Annotated in this window: 11 protein-coding genes and 1 pseudogene; 3 read left to right on the forward strand and 9 right to left on the reverse strand. The window is 71.2% G+C overall.

Annotated features, from left to right (window positions below):
* Positions 1–45: 45 nt before the first annotated feature.
* Positions 46–2,997: an FAD-binding and (Fe-S)-binding domain-containing protein gene (locus ACZ619_RS30630; protein WP_469605676.1), complete on the reverse strand. Its 2,952-nt coding sequence runs from the start codon at positions 2,995–2,997 to the stop codon at positions 46–48.
* A 139-nt stretch (positions 2,998–3,136) separates the two neighbouring features.
* On the opposite strand from ACZ619_RS30630, the gene serC reads away from it, so the two are divergent.
* Positions 3,137–4,255: a phosphoserine transaminase gene (serC, locus tag ACZ619_RS30635; RefSeq protein ID WP_469605678.1), complete on the forward strand. Its 1,119-nt coding sequence runs from the start codon at positions 3,137–3,139 to the stop codon at positions 4,253–4,255.
* Between the two features lie 76 nt (positions 4,256–4,331).
* On the opposite strand, the gene gcvH is transcribed toward serC, so the two are convergent.
* From gcvH to ACZ619_RS30655, 4 genes are all read right to left on the reverse strand, one after another.
* Positions 4,332–4,718, reverse strand: a complete 387-nt coding sequence (gene gcvH, locus ACZ619_RS30640; RefSeq protein ID WP_469605680.1) for a glycine cleavage system protein GcvH — start codon at positions 4,716–4,718, stop codon at positions 4,332–4,334.
* Positions 4,719–4,858: 140 nt separating this feature from the next.
* Entirely contained in the window at positions 4,859–6,376 is a 1,518-nt protein-coding gene (locus ACZ619_RS30645; protein WP_469605683.1) for a cellulase family glycosylhydrolase, read from the reverse strand.
* Between the two features lie 134 nt (positions 6,377–6,510).
* Entirely contained in the window at positions 6,511–7,050 is a 540-nt protein-coding gene (locus tag ACZ619_RS30650; protein ID WP_469605685.1) for a hypothetical protein, read from the reverse strand.
* A gap of 359 nt (positions 7,051–7,409) precedes the next feature.
* Positions 7,410–8,414 carry a TolB-like translocation protein gene (locus tag ACZ619_RS30655; protein ID WP_469605688.1) on the reverse strand — a complete coding sequence of 335 codons (1,005 nt, stop codon included), beginning with the start codon at positions 8,412–8,414 and terminating at the stop codon, positions 7,410–7,412.
* Positions 8,415–8,519: 105 nt separating this feature from the next.
* On the opposite strand from ACZ619_RS30655, the gene ACZ619_RS30660 reads away from it, so the two are divergent.
* Both ACZ619_RS30660 and ACZ619_RS30665 read left to right on the forward strand, forming a co-directional pair.
* Positions 8,520–9,203: an SGNH/GDSL hydrolase family protein gene (locus ACZ619_RS30660; protein ID WP_469605691.1), complete on the forward strand. Its 684-nt coding sequence runs from the start codon at positions 8,520–8,522 to the stop codon at positions 9,201–9,203.
* Positions 9,204–9,298: 95 nt separating this feature from the next.
* A pseudogene (locus tag ACZ619_RS30665) lies at positions 9,299–9,444 on the forward strand (aldo/keto reductase); the annotation flags it as partial.
* Between the two features lie 103 nt (positions 9,445–9,547).
* Here ACZ619_RS30665 and ACZ619_RS30670 read toward each other — a convergent pair.
* From ACZ619_RS30670 to ACZ619_RS30685, 4 genes are all read right to left on the reverse strand, one after another.
* A complete protein-coding gene (locus ACZ619_RS30670) occupies positions 9,548–10,537 on the reverse strand; it encodes an aldo/keto reductase (protein ID WP_469605756.1) in 990 nt (329 codons plus the stop codon).
* A 68-nt stretch (positions 10,538–10,605) separates the two neighbouring features.
* On the reverse strand, positions 10,606–10,788 hold the full coding sequence (locus ACZ619_RS30675) for a helix-turn-helix domain-containing protein (RefSeq protein WP_469605694.1): 183 nt from the start codon (positions 10,786–10,788) through the stop codon (positions 10,606–10,608).
* 329 nt (positions 10,789–11,117) lie between these two features.
* Complete coding sequence (locus ACZ619_RS30680) at positions 11,118–12,074, reverse strand: AAA family ATPase (protein ID WP_469605696.1); 957 nt, start codon at positions 12,072–12,074, stop codon at positions 11,118–11,120.
* A 260-nt stretch (positions 12,075–12,334) separates the two neighbouring features.
* Positions 12,335–13,984: a recombinase family protein gene (locus ACZ619_RS30685; RefSeq protein WP_469605699.1), complete on the reverse strand. Its 1,650-nt coding sequence runs from the start codon at positions 13,982–13,984 to the stop codon at positions 12,335–12,337.
* Positions 13,985–14,010 lie beyond the last annotated feature (26 nt).

Consider the following 14,010-nt stretch of genomic DNA (forward strand, 5'->3'; position numbering starts at 1 on the left):
GCCCGAACTCATAGACCAGGTGGACGAACACGACCGCGTACTCGGCTAGTCCTCCAGCGCCTCCGCCAGTGCCTCCGCCAGGTGTTGGGCGGGGGTGTTGGTGAGTTGGCGCAGTTGGGTTCGGCAGGAGAAGCCGTCCGCGAGGATCAGGGTGTCCGGGTCCGCGGCGCGTACGGAGGGGAGGAGCTGTTCCTCCGCGCAGGCCTTCGACACCTCGAAGTGGCCCTTCTCGAAGCCGAAGTTGCCGGCCAGGCCGCAGCAGCCGCCGGCGAGGTCGCCGGTGAGGGCGGCGGCCTCGCGGAGCCGGCGGTCCGGGGTGTCGCCCAGGACCGCGTGCTGGTGGCAGTGGGTCTGGCCGGTGACCGCACGGTCCAGGCGCGGCGGGGTCCAGTCCGGGGCCAGCCGCTCCAGCGCCTCCGCGAAGGTCAGCACCCTCGCGGCGAGCCGGGCGGCGCGCGGGTCACCGGGGAGCAGCTCCGGCAGATCGGCACGGAGGGCGGCGGCGCAGCTGGGTTCCAGGACGACGAAGGGCGGGGGGTCGAACCCCTCGCCGGCGTCCGGCTCGGGGTCCGGTTCCTGGAGGAGGAACGGGTCCAGTTGGTCCAGGGTCCGGGTCAGGACCTCCCGGGCCCGGTCCAGTTGGCCCGTCGACAGGTAGGTGAGACCGCAGCAGACGCGGGCGCGGCCGGGGCGGAGCACGGACATGCCGTAGCCCTCCAGGCGGCCGTCGGGTGACCGGCGGGCCTTCCAGCGCCCGGCCGGGAGCTCCAGCACCCCCACGCCGGCCGCCTCCAGCACCCGTACGGCCGCCCGGCCCACCTCCGGTGACAGGTGCTCGGTGAACGTGTCCGGCCACAGGAAGGCCGTTCGCCGCGGAAGGTCCGGCCCGCGTCCCGCCCGCGCCCGCGCCTCCCACCCCCGCAGCCGCCCGCGCTGGCGCCGCCGCTCCCAGCGGCTGAACGGCTCCGTCGCCAGCCGCGGGATCCCGCGCTCCGGCGCGATACCGCCGAGCCGCTTGGCGATGGCCGCCAGCGGTCGCACCGAGGCGAGGGCGTTGACGAGCCGCGCCGTGCGGGTACGGGCCACCAGCGCCAGCCACCGCGGCAGCCACCCCATGCTGTAGTGCGCGGCCGGGCGCCGCCGGCCCTCGTAGTGGTGGTGCAGGAACTCCGCCTTGTACGTCGCCATGTCCACCCCCACCGGGCAGTCGGACCGGCAGCCCTTGCAGGACAGGCACAGGTCCAGCGCGTCGCGGACCTCCGTGGAGCGCCAGCCGTCCGTCACCAGCTCGCCCGCGAGCATCTCGTGCAGCAGCCGCGCCCGGCCCCGCGTCGAGTGCTCCTCCGCGCCCGTCGCCCGGAACGACGGGCACATGACGGACGCACCGCTCGTCTCCGTCGTACGGCATTTCGCGACGCCCACGCAGCGGCGGACCGCCGCCGAGAAGTCGCCGCCGTCGGCCGGGTACCCGAAGGCCACGTCCACCGGCTCGCGGGGCAGGACGGCGAAGCGGAGGTTCGCGTCCAGGGGCGCGGGCCGCACCAGCATCCCGGGGTTGAGGAGGTCGTCCGGGTCCCACACCCCCTTCGCCCGCTCGAACAGGGCGACCGTCTCCGCGCCGTACATCCTGGGCAGCAGCTCCGCCCGCGCCTGGCCGTCGCCGTGCTCGCCGGAGAGCGAGCCGCCGTGCGCGGTGACCAGGTCGGCCAGCTCCTCCGAGAAGCGCCGGAAACGGGCCACGCCCGCCGCGCCGAGCAGGTCGAAGTCGATGCGGACGTGGATGCAGCCGTCGCCGAAGTGGCCGTACGGCGTGCCGCGCAGCCCGTGGGCGGTGAGCAGGCCCCGGAAGTCCCTCAGGTACGCGCCCAGCCGGGCCGGCGGCACCGCGCAGTCCTCCCAGCCCGGCCAGGCCTCGGTGCCGTCCGGCATCCGGGTCGCCGTACCGGACGCGTCCTCGCGCACCCGCCACAGCGCCCGCTGCCCGGCCGGGTCGGTGAGCACCGCGGCGTCCAGCGCGTCCGCCGCGCGGACGACCGCCGTGGCCCGCGCGTGTGCCTGCGCCTCGCTCTGACCGCCCGTCTCGACGAACAGCCAGGCGCCGCCGCGCGGCAGCCCGGCCGGGGACGGCACCAGGTCGGCGGCCATGCCCTCCACGGTCAGCGGGCCGAGGGGCAGCAGGCCGGCCGCCGCCTCCGCGGCCGCGGACTCGTCGGCGTACCCGAGCACGGCGAGCGCACGCGCGCGCGGTGCCTCGACCAGGCGGACGGTCGCCTCGGTGACGATCCCCAGGGTGCCCTCGCTCCCGCAGAGGGAGCGGGCCACGTCGGCGCCCTTCTCGGGCAGCAGGGCGTCCAGCGCGTACCCGGAGATACGGCGGGGCAGGTCCGGGAAGCCGGTGCGCAGCCGGGCCAGCTCGCCGTCCGCCAGGGCCCGCAGCCCCTGCGGCGCGCCCGCCCAGCCGGGACCGGGCCGCAGCCGCTCGCCCCGCGCGGTGATCACGGCCAGCTCCCGGACGCTGTCCGCGGTCGTGCCCCAGGCCACGCTGTGCGAGCCGCAGGAGTTGTTGCCGATCATCCCGCCGAGCGTGCAGCGGCCGTGGGTGGAGGGGTCCGGGCCGAAGCGCAGACCGTGCGGGGCGGCGGCCTCCTGGAGCCGGTCCAGGACCAGGCCCGGCTGGACCACCGCCGTCCGCGTGTCCGGGTCCAGCCCGACCAGCCGGTTCATGTGGCGGGTGAAGTCCAGCACCACGCCCGTGCCCGTCGCCTGGCCCGCGATCGACGTGCCCCCGCCCCGGGCGACCACCGGCACCCCGTGCGCCCGGCACACCTCCAGTACGGCCGCCACGTCGTCCGCGTCCCGGGGGGCCACCACCCCCACCGGGACCCGCCGGTAGTTGGACGCGTCCATCGTCATCAGTGCCCGGGACGTGACGTCGAAGCCGACCTCACCCCGGACCCCCCTGCGCAGCTCCGCCGCCAGCTCCGAGAATTCCGACATACGTCCACTCAATCAGCCCGTCCGGTGTCCGGGGGCGACTCCGCCCGGCCGAAACGGGGCGGCGGCGCCCGGGAACCGGCGCGTCTCACCCGACGGACGAGGTTTCACCCGCGTTTCCTCCACCCGTTAACCTCACCCCGTGGCTGACATCCAGATTCCTGCTGACATCAAGCCCGCGGACGGTCGGTTCGGCGCGGGTCCCTCCAAGGTGCGGGTGGAGGCGCTGGACGCGCTGGCCGCCACCGGTACGTCCCTCCTCGGTACCTCCCACCGCCAGGCCCCGGTCAAGAACCTGGTGGGCCGGGTCCGCGAGGGCATCAGCTCCCTGTTCTCCCTGCCGGACGGGTACGAGGTCGTCCTCGGCAACGGCGGGTCCACCGCCTTCTGGGACGTCGCCACCCACGGTCTGATCGACGCCAGGTCGCAGCACCTGAACTTCGGCGAGTTCTCGTCGAAGTTCGCCAAGGCCGCCAAGCTCGCGCCCTGGCTGGCCGAGCCCACCGTGATCGCCTCCGACCCGGGCACCCACCCGGAGCCGCGGGCGGAGGCCGGCGTGGACGTCTACGCCTTCACCCACAACGAGACCTCGACCGGTGTCGCCATGCCGATCAAGCGGGTCGCGGGCGCCGACGAGGGCGCGCTGGTCCTGGTCGACGCCACCTCCGGCGCCGGCGGCCTCCCGGTCGACGTCTCCGAGACCGACGTCTACTACTTCGCCCCGCAGAAGTCCTTCGCCTCCGACGGCGGTCTGTGGATCGGCGTCTTCTCCCCGGCCGCCGTCGAGCGCGCCGAGCTGATCCACGCGTCCGGCCGCCACATCCCGGAGTTCTTCTCGCTCCCCACGGCGATCGACAACTCCCGCAAGAACCAGACGTACAACACCCCGGCCCTCGCCACCCTCTTCCTGCTCGACCAGCAGCTGGAGTGGCTGAACGGCCAGGGCGGCCTCGCCTTCTCCACGGCCCGCACGAAGGACTCCTCGACCCGCCTCTACAGCTGGGCGGAGGAGTCCAAGTACGCCACTCCGTTCGTCGCCGACCCGGCCAAGCGCTCGCAGGTCATCGGCACGATCGACTTCGCCGACGAGATCGACGCGGCCGCCGTCGCCAAGGTGCTGCGCGCCAACGGCATCGTCGACACCGAGCCGTACCGCAAGCTCGGCCGCAACCAGCTGCGCGTCGCCATGTTCCCGGCGATCGACCCGGCGGACGTCGAGGCGCTGACGAAGTGCATCGACTACGTGATCGAGAAGCTCTGACGGCTCCGTCCCCACGGCGGTGAGGGGCGCCCGGCGGTCCACCGCCGGGCGCCCCTCGTGCTGTCCGGTCCTTCCGTCACTCCTCGCCGATGAGCTTCTCGTACGCCTTGGCGTCGAGCAGCCCGTTGGAGGACGCCCCGCCCTTGGCCCTGATCTTGAACAGCCACATGTCGTACGGCTCGGAGTTGACCATGTCGGGGTCCTCGACGGCCTCGGCGTTGACCGCGACGATCTCCCCGGTGAGCGGGCTGTACAGGTCGGACGCCGCCTTGACCGACTCCACCACGCCGACGGGGTGTCCGGCCTCGACCTTCCTGCCGACCTCGGGCAGCTCGAAGAAGACGATGTCGCCGAGCGTCTTCTGGGCGTGGTCGGTGATGCCGACGGTCGCGATGCCGTCGGATTCGGTGCGGATCCACTCGTGTTCGTCGGTGTAGCGCAGGTCGGTGGGCACGTAGGACATCTCTGGGCTCCTTCGGCGGTCGCGGTGCGATCGGGAGAAGCCTGACCCCGGGAAAGCGCGCACCCCCGCATTGGCGGCGCCGCGGTCCACCATGCAGGTGACGGCGTGCCGCCTCCCGCGTGCCGGACCGGGCGCCCGCCTCACGCGGCCGAACAGCTCACGCTCGGCACCGCGCCGCCTCCCGGCGCGCCGCCGAACCCGAAGCTCGCCGAACCGCCCGCCGCGATGCTCCCGTTGTGCGCGGCGTTCACGGCGGTGACCGTCGCCCCGCTCTGGGTGTACGACGCGTTCCACATGTTGGTCACCTGCTGCGACCCGCTCCACGTCCAGGTCACCGACCACGACCCGATCGCGGTGGTGCCGGTGTTGGTGACCGTGACGTCGGCGTTGAAGCCGCTCCCCCAGTCGCTGCTGACGGTGTAGGAGGCCGTGCAGGAGGCGGACGTGCCTCCGCCTCCGCTGCCGCCGCCACCGCTCCCGGTGCTCGGGAACAGCGGTGCCTTGACGCTCGCCAGGTACCCGTCCTTCACCGTGTCCACGGTCGTCCAGTCGTCCTTGAGGATCCCGCCGGTGTCGCCGGAGTTGGGGTTCCAGGACCAGAAGGTCCACTGGAAGGAGTCGGCGCCGTAGGCGGCGGTCGGCCGGAGGTAGGCCACCAGCGCGGCCAGCCACTTCTGGTCCACGGTCGAGGCGAGCGTGGTGCCGAACTCGCCGACCCACACCGGGGCGATGTCCTGCTTGAAGATGTAGCCCCAGTACGCGTCCCAGACCCCCGGCATGTTGTCGGGGAACGCGGGGTCGCTGAACCAGCTCTGCTGGGCCACGCTGGTGGCGTAGTCGTGGGCCGAGTACACGACCCGGTTCGCCACGTCGAGTTGCACCGGGTACTGGGCGACGCCCATCAGGTTGCCGCCCCACCAGCCCGAGACCCCGTTGTACGTCTGCACGCCCTCGACGAAGACCAGCAGGTCGGGGTTGACGGACAGGACGGCGTTCCCGGCGCGCTGGGCGGCCAGCCGCCAGTCGACCGTCGTGTCACCGCAGCCCCAGCAGGCGGGGTCGTGCGGCTCGTTGTGCAGGTCGATGCCGATGACGGTCGGATCGGCGGCGTACCGCGCGGCCAGCGCCTTCAGGTCGGCGATCCAGGTCGACTCGGGGACGGACGACGTGTACCAGAGCGCCGACTGGCCGCCGGAGTCCGGGCGGTGCCGGTCGAGGATGACCTTGAGGCCGTCCTGTCCGGCGTACGCCACGATCCGGTCCATGACCTGGAGGGAGTTCAGCCCCTGGAGGTCGGCGTTCTTGCCACTGCTGAAGTCGATGCTGTTGGGGACGGTGGTGCTCTTGAGGATGTCGTCGCTGTAGGGCAGCCGGATGGTGTTGTAGCCCAGCGTCCTCATCTGGTCGATCATGCTCTTGTAGTCGCGCGACCAGAGGCCGTGGACCACGTAGTTGGAGGTCTCGAAGCCGAACCAGTTGATCCCGGCGATCCGGACCGGCTGCCCGGCCGCGTCCAGGATCTGGCGGCCGCTGGTGTGCCAGTAGCCGGCCCCCGGCGTGTCGGCCGCGTGCGCGGGGCCGACCGCGCCGGCGAGGGGCAGGAGGAGGGCGGCGACACCGGCGCACAGCGCTCTTCGCAGGCTGCGTAAGCGGAACATGGGCCTGTTCCTCTCGGGAGGGAGGCGCGGCCCCGGAACTCATGGGAGCGCTCCCATGCACCGCGCACCTCCCAGGAAACTGACACACCACCATCCCGTCAAGACGTGCGGCACGAGCCGGGTGCCGCGCCGTGTCAGGGGGCGGGGTCGCCGACCGTGGCGGTGACGGCGCCGATGACGCCCGTGCTGCTGATGGTGACCGCCACCGTGAGGGGCCGGATCGGGTTGGGCGGCACGACCGGGTTGGGCGGTACGACGGGCGAGAGCAGCAGGAAGTCCGGCTTGATCCTGAGCGTCGTGGTGCCGCCCGCTGAGAAGGGGGCGTCGTCCCGGTGGGCGCCGACGAGGTCGTACGCGCCCTTGCTGGTGGCGCCGGTGCCGGTGGCGTCGTCCAGGCTGCTGACGATCTGGGCGGTGCCGCCGCCGGCCGCGGCCGGGAGGGTGACGACGAAGACCTTGAGGGTGCCGGTGAGGGCGATCTTCTCGCTCGGCCCGCCGAAGGTGCCGGAGAGTGGCAGGCTGACCGAGCGGAACCGCGGCAGGGCGGTGGCCGCGGCCCGGACCGACCCGGCGGGCCCGGCCACGGCGGCACCGGCGGACGCGGGGACGGCCGACCCCAGGGCGGCGGTGACCAGACAGACGTTCCCGGCCAGGCGCAGGACGTTGCGGCGCATGGGCACTCCGATTCCGTGAGGCGGGACCCCGTGCCGCCCCCGTCCCGCGGACCCTTCCCACCGTGCCCCGCACGGCCCACGACCGCCGCACCGGTGACCCGTACGAGTGACCCACGGCGACCGACCGGTCACCCCCCCACCGGAAGCACACCCCGGCACCAGCCAGCCGAACACGGCACGACACAGGCCACCGGGGCGGGTCAGTGGCGACGGCCGCCGGGACGGCTCAGAGGCGGCGGTCGTCGGGGAGGGGGCAGTGGCGACGGCCGCCGGGGCGACTCAGAGGCGACCGCCGCCGGGGAGGGGGCAGTGGCGGCGGTCGTCCGGCAGGATCAGCGGCAGCGGCCGCCGGGGCGGGGTCAGTGGCGGCGGTCGGGGGTGCGGCGTAGGCGGCGCAGGGCGAAGAAGGTGAGGGCGAGGGCGCCGATGGCGAGGGCGCCGACCTTGGCCTGGCCGGTCGCGGTGGAGCCGCCGTCCGCCCCCGAAGCCGAACCGCCGCCGCTGTGGCTGCCGCTGGAGGGGGACGTACCGCTTCCGCCCGGCACGTCCTCGGCCTGGACCGGGCTGTCGGCACCCTCGCTGCCGTACATCAGCTTCGTCCCGTCGGCGGAGTAGCTGACCGACTCGCCCTGTTTCTGGAGGGGGACGTCGAGCCGCCCCCCGCGCTTGATCTTCCCGCCGTTCCAGTCGTAGTAGATGCCGCCGAAGTAGCCGCGCACCGCGAGCCGGCCGCCGTCGGGCGAGAACGCGGCGTCGGTGGCCCAGAGGTCGACGGCGGCGACGGGCCGGAAGACGTTCGTGCCGGAGGCGGAAAGGGTGGCCGGACCCTCGTAGAGGTGCCCGCCGTCCTCCTTCTTGTCGATGATGTACACGCGCCCGGTCTTGGGGTGCACGATCAGCGACTCGGCGTTCCGTGCGCCGTTGGAGTACTTCACGACGTACTGCGTGGCCCGGACCGTCTGGTCGACGAGCTTCTCGGGCTCGGGCAGCCGGTAGATCCACACGTACGGCCAGCTGCCGTCGAGGTTGTCGCCGATGTCGCCGACGTAGATCTGGTTGCCGGGGCCGATGGAGATGGCCTCGACGTCACGCGGGGAGCCCACGCCGCTGAGCGTGATCCGCGCGACGGTCTTGCCGGTCGCGCTGTCCACCGCGTAGATGTACGGCCCGTCGCCGCTGTCGTTGTGCGTCCAGTAGATGCCGGGATGCAGCCGGGAGGCGGCGAGGCCGCTGGACTCGGTGATCCGCGGGTCCTCGATCGTGAACCCCTTGTCGCCGGTGCCGTCGGCGGCAACGGCGGGCGCGGAGGCGAGGGCTCCCGTGAGCAGGACCCCGGCGAGGAGGGCGAGCGGTCGTCGGCGCATGCCACCAAGCCTGCCATCCCGCCCTGTGGTTCACGGCGCCGGGACGTGGCGGTACTCACACCGGTTCGCACCCCGCCCCTCCCGCTGATCGTCCATCATGAGCGGATGCTCAGGTTCATGCCCGTCGGGGACTCGATGACGATCGGCAGCACGGGCGAGCACACATGGCGGTACCGCATGTGGCAGCACCTGTGCACGACCTACGGCGGCCCCTTCACCCTGGTGGGCCCGCGCGAGACGCTGTACGACAAGCTCGCCGACGCGCCGGTCTCCCACGCCTACGCGGACCCCGACTTCCCCCGCGCCCACCTGGCCGGCTGGGGCGAGGGCTGGCTGCACATGGCCCCGCTCATCGGGGAGGCGGTCCGGTCCTGCCGCGCCGACGTGCTGCTGGTCTCCCTCGGCCTGATCGACCTGGGCTTCTACACCAACGCGGAGCAGACCGCGGCGAACGCACGGTCCTTCGTCACGGCCGCCCGGGAGGCCAACCCGCGCGTCGGGATCGTGCTGCTGCCGGTGATCCCGAACGTCCGGGCCGCGTCGGACGAGCCGTTCGCCGAACAGGTCGCCCGCTTCAACGAACTCCTCGCGAAGGCGGCGGCCGACCTGGACGAACCCCGCTCCCCGATCCTGCTGGCGTCGCCCCCCGCGGCGTACGACATCCACACCGACACCTACGACGGCACCCACCCCAACGCGAACGGCGAGCACCGGATCGCGGAGGCGTTCGCGGAGGCGATGCGCCAGGGATGGGACATCGGCCAGGAGTACGAGCCCGCGGCGGACTGAGCGGCACCGCGGTCGGCCTCGCCGTCGGGACCGACGAGTTCCCCCACGGCCAAGTCCTTGCTTAGAGCGCACTCCACGCCGTTGGCTGGGTGACCATGAAGTACACGCAGCTCGGACGTACCGGACTCAAGGTCAGCCGACTCGTCCTCGGCACCATGAACTTCGGCCCGCAGACCGACGAGGCCGCCAGTCACACGATCATGGACGCGGCGCTGGGCGCCTGGCATCGACTTCTTTGACGTGTCACCGGCGCGCATGCGGCACCACGGAGAGCGCCGACCGCCACCCCCGACTCGCCCTGCACGCAGAGCAGGAGACAGCGGTCCGCATGCAGATCTGTCACTTCACCATGCGAAAGCTTCGGGGGACGGTCCCGGCCCCGGGAAGATCTCGTCGAGAGCCGCAAGGAGCTCCGCGCCCAGGTCCAGGTCGAGGGCGCGCAGCGCTGAGTCAAGCTGCTCCTGCGTGCGTGGGCCGACGATCGGTCCTGTCACGCCGGGACGGGTGAGCAGCCAGGCCAGCGCGGCCTCGCCCGGTTCGATGCCGTGCTTGTCGAGCAGGTTCTCGTACGCCTGGATCTGCTCGCGCGTGCGGGCGTCCTTGAGGGCGTCGGCGGCCCGGCCGCTCGCCCGGCGCCCCTCCGTGGCCTCCTTCTTGAGGACTCCGCCGAGCAGCCCGCCGTGCAGCGGCGACCACGGGATGACCCCGAGGCCGTACTCCTGCGCGGCCGGGATGACCTCCATCTCGGCGCGCCGCTCGGCGAGGTTGTAGAGGCACTGCTCGCTGACGAGCCCGACCCGGCCGTGTGTCTTCGCGTTCTCGTTGGCCTGGGCGATCTTGTAGCCGGGGAAGTTCGAGGAACCGGCGTAAAGGATCTTCCCTTGTCGGACCAGGACGTCGATCGCCTGCCAGATCTCCTCGAACGGCGTCGAACGGTCGATGTGATGGAACTGGTAGACGTCGATGTAGTCGGTCTGGAGCCGCTTGAGGGAAGCGTCCACGGCACGGCGGATGTTCACGGCGCTGAGCCGGTCATGGTTGGGCCAGGCCGGTCCGTCGGCGCCCATGTTCCCGTAGACCTTGGTGGCCAGGACCGTCTTGTCACGACGCCCGCCGCCCTCGGCGAACCAGGTACCGACGATCTCCTCGGTGCGCCCCTTGTTCTCACCCCACCCGTACACATTTGCGGTGTCAACGAAATTCAGCCCCGCGTCGAGCGCCGCATCCATGATGGTGTGACTGGTGGCTTCATCCGTCTGCGGCCCGAAGTTCATCGTGCCGAGCACGATGCGACTGACCTTGAGTCCGGTACGTCCCAGCTGCGTGTATTCCATGGCTGCCAAGCGAACCCCTTCGAGTCCACTCCACGCAAGACGTCCGGCGGGCGGCGGGTACGCCTGTCTCAGGCGCCCTCGCCGATGTGCCGGTACAGCGTGGCGCGTGAGACGCCCAGGGCCCTGGCGATGGCGTTGACACTCTCGCCCTTGGCCCGTCTGGCGCGGGCGACCGTAAGCATGTCGTCGTTCATGACAGCGGGCCGTCCACCAGTACGCCCCTGCGCCCTGGCCGCGTCCAGCCCGGCCATGCCCCGAGGGGCGCTGTCGCGCCCTACAGCCGTTTACTGTCGAGCCGCACAAGCTCTGTCGGCCCCGAAAGGGGCCGCACATCTGTCAGCCGTCTTCCGACTGTGGCGGCCTTCCGGCCGCCCCTGCTGCTTACCTCTTCGTCGTTGCACGGCTTCTGGCTTCGCTGTTCGCCAGAGGTCTACGTGCTGGTCGGCCGCAGGCCGCCAGAGGTCAGACGGCTGACGTACTTACGTAAGCGAAGTGAGGAGCGAGGCTTGCCGAGCGGAGCGAGGTAGCTGGTGGTGGTGACCGCTTCCTGTAAAGGGGGAGCCATCACCACCACCAGCGCTCAGGCCGTGGCGGCAGGCTTTCGGACCCAGCGTCCGCCGACACGCTCCAGGCGGTCCCTGAGCTTCGGCCGTACGGTCTCGGGCTTCCTGTCGACGATGGGCGCGTAGCGCCTCGACAGCGCGAGCGCCGACTCCTCTTTCGGCTGTTCCTCGATGATCCGCGCGACCAGGTCTTCGTCCCAGGTCTTCGCCTTGGGCAGGCCGACGACCTTGAGTCCCGGTTCCACTCGCTCCCAGACGGGGATTTCCGAGCCGTTACTCGCCGTCCTCATGGTGACTGCGATGTCGAGATCGCTCTTGGCCCGGTTGATCGCGGTCTGGATGCTGCGCCCCTTCTCGGACTTCCGCAGGACGATGACGCCGCGGACGCCTCCGGCCATCGCCCGCCCGCCAATGGGAGCGGAGGCCGTGGTGAGCCCCTCGCCGTTTCCCTTCGGCGTGTGCGTCACCGCGAGCACGGGGATGCCGGACTTGCTGATCGGCTTGAGCTTGTCGATGGTGTTCCGGGCCGTGACGGAGGAGGCGACGTCCTCACCGTCACCGAGGGCGCCCAGCACGTTGTCGAGGACGAAGAGGTCGGCGCCCAGCGTCAGGAGGTCGTCGTGGACGCCCTGCCAGTAGCCGGGCTGGCTGGTGTCCTCCACGGGGAAGACGGTGACGGAGTCCCTCGGGACTGCGCCGTGCAGCCGCTCGCGGAGTTCCCCCTCGGCGCCGTCGTCGGTGAGGCCGAAGACGATGTGGCGGCAGAGGCGCAGCACGGGGAGACCGAGGAATTCGTCGGCTCCGTTCAGGAGGGCAGCAGACATCCCAGCGGCGAAGTTCGTCTTCCCGGCCTTGGGCTCGCCAGCGAGCATGGTGATGTTGCTGGTGAGCAGGTCGCCAATGAGGAACGCCTGCTCGTACGGGACGTGCTCGATCTCGTGGAGCTTGCGCCCCTTGGTGGTGATGGCTCCCACGGTTTGTCGGGCCCCTTCCTGTGAGGCGCACGAATGCGCCGGTAACCCCCGCCGGACGGCGGGACATGTGCCTCCCTTTCTTCGCGGGGGGACCGGCGCCGGACGGCGCGGTCTCTCATCACAGGTGGCGCCCAGGGCGTGATGCCCGGACTCGGTCTCGTGCGGTCGGGAGCGACGGCGACGACCTGCCGGGCATCCTGCAAAGGCCGAGAGGACCCTGCGTTCGGGGCCCCCTCGGTTTCTCTCGCCCTTCGACTTCGTCAGTCTTCGCTGCGAATCGCTGCCATGTTCCGTACGCGCTGTTTGAAGTCCATCGGGATCAGAACCTGAACCCGTCCGACGGAGTGCTGCCACATGCCGTCATGGCCGTCCACGGACATGGCCTGCGCGGCCGTCATCCCCCGGATCGGCTCTGCGTGGATGACAGCCTTGGCCCCTGCGGAACGAAGCTCCTTGCCCTTCTCGTGCTGGGTCGACAGCTTGCTCCACCGCTCCCGGTAGGTCTCTCCCGTGGGGATCTCCTCCCAGGTGTCCGGTCGTGCGGGCTGGGCGATGAGTTGCTCGCGTCGCGCGTCCAGCCGCTTGTACGTCTCGCGGTACTCCTGCTTGCCCAGCTCGCTGGAGTAGAGGCCCGCCTCACGGTCTTCCCGCAGGTCCGCCAGGGCACGGTTCACTTCCTCGATGTCGCGCGTGTAGTCCACCCCCGGACGGAAGACCTTCCGGACGATCTCGACGTCCCCTGCGGCGAGGAGGAACGCCTTCTCCACGGCGTCCTCCAGCGTGTGAGCCGCAATGCCCTTGCTTCCGGTCGGACACGGCTTGTGGGTGGTCCGCGAGGCGCAGCGGTAGTAGGGCCAGTTACGGCCGGGGCCGAGATACGCGGGTTCCCCACAGGTGCAGAACGCAACCCGGAGCAGGGGTGAGCCGCCCTTGCGGTTTCCGTTGCGCTGACTGGTGTTCTCGTCCAGCTTCTTGTTGGCCAACTCCCACTCAGCCTGCGTGATCAAGGGCTCCGCGCGCTGAAGAGGCTGGCCATCGGCGTCCCGGACAACTCGGGTCCGCTTCACCTTCTTCCCGTCAACCATCACTTCCTCAGTCACTTCCATCTGCCCCAGGACACAGCGGGAGCGCACGACCTTGGACGTGTTCGCGGCGGTCCAGCGGCTCCCCTTCGGGGTCTTGCCACTCCGGATCATCTGGGCGTCCAGGGACGTCGGGGTCTTGGACGTGTCCTCGTTGAGCCACTGCGCGATGCTGTTCGCCGACTCACCTTCGATGAGACGGCGAACGATCTCGCGAAGCGTCCCGGCCGTGTCCGTTCCGTAGTCGTCCGGCACCAGCTTCCACCCCTCGCCGGTCTCCTGCTTCTCCTCGCGGTACCCATACGGAGTGCGGCCACCGCGCCAGCGTCCCTCCTTCACCAGGTGGTTGTAGGACGACTTGGCCCGAGCCTTGATGGCTTCGAGCTCCCCCTCCGCGAAGGACGCGATCAGGCTCAGGAGGAGCTTCCCCATCTGCGTGTTCAGGTTGATCCCGTCCTCGACGGTGGCTACCTCCTTGCCGTTCTTCTCGCACCACTCCAGGAGGGTGTGCACGTGCAACACGCGCCGCGAGAGGCGGTCGATCTTCAGCGCGCAGAGGATGTCGTACTCATCGGCGCGCGACTCCTCCATCGCGATCCTGTGCTCGATCGCGCTGACCTCCTTTCCGATGGTCGAAGGCAGCCACTTGCCGAACTCCGGGCGCTTCCACGGCTCTACCCCGCCGGACACGTCGATGTCCTCGACCCATCCCACGACGACGTGCCCCTCCTGGTCGGCCCATCGCTGGATGGAACGACGCTGACGCTCCGGCGATGTGGTCTCGTCCGACACCCTCGACAGACGGACCACACCCAGAACTCTCGCCATGCTCGTTCCCCCTCTCCCCTGCGGCA

This window comes from Streptomyces sp. NPDC104367, assembly GCF_055583825.1.

Coding starts and splice junctions, on each gene's coding strand:
- ACZ619_RS30630 (WP_469605676.1), bottom strand. CDS start 2,997: ATGTCGGAATTCTCGGAGCTGGCGGCGGAGCTGCGCAGGGGGGTCCGG.
- gcvH (WP_469605680.1), bottom strand. CDS start 4,718: ATGTCCTACGTGCCCACCGACCTGCGCTACACCGACGAACACGAGTGG.
- ACZ619_RS30645 (WP_469605683.1), bottom strand. CDS start 6,376: ATGTTCCGCTTACGCAGCCTGCGAAGAGCGCTGTGCGCCGGTGTCGCC.
- ACZ619_RS30650 (WP_469605685.1), bottom strand. CDS start 7,050: ATGCGCCGCAACGTCCTGCGCCTGGCCGGGAACGTCTGTCTGGTCACC.
- ACZ619_RS30655 (WP_469605688.1), bottom strand. CDS start 8,414: ATGCGCCGACGACCGCTCGCCCTCCTCGCCGGGGTCCTGCTCACGGGA.
- ACZ619_RS30660 (WP_469605691.1), top strand. CDS start 8,520: ATGCTCAGGTTCATGCCCGTCGGGGACTCGATGACGATCGGCAGCACG.
- ACZ619_RS30670 (WP_469605756.1), bottom strand. CDS start 10,537: ATGGAATACACGCAGCTGGGACGTACCGGACTCAAGGTCAGTCGCATC.
- ACZ619_RS30675 (WP_469605694.1), bottom strand. CDS start 10,788: ATGGCCGGGCTGGACGCGGCCAGGGCGCAGGGGCGTACTGGTGGACGG.
- ACZ619_RS30685 (WP_469605699.1), bottom strand. CDS start 13,984: ATGGCGAGAGTTCTGGGTGTGGTCCGTCTGTCGAGGGTGTCGGACGAG.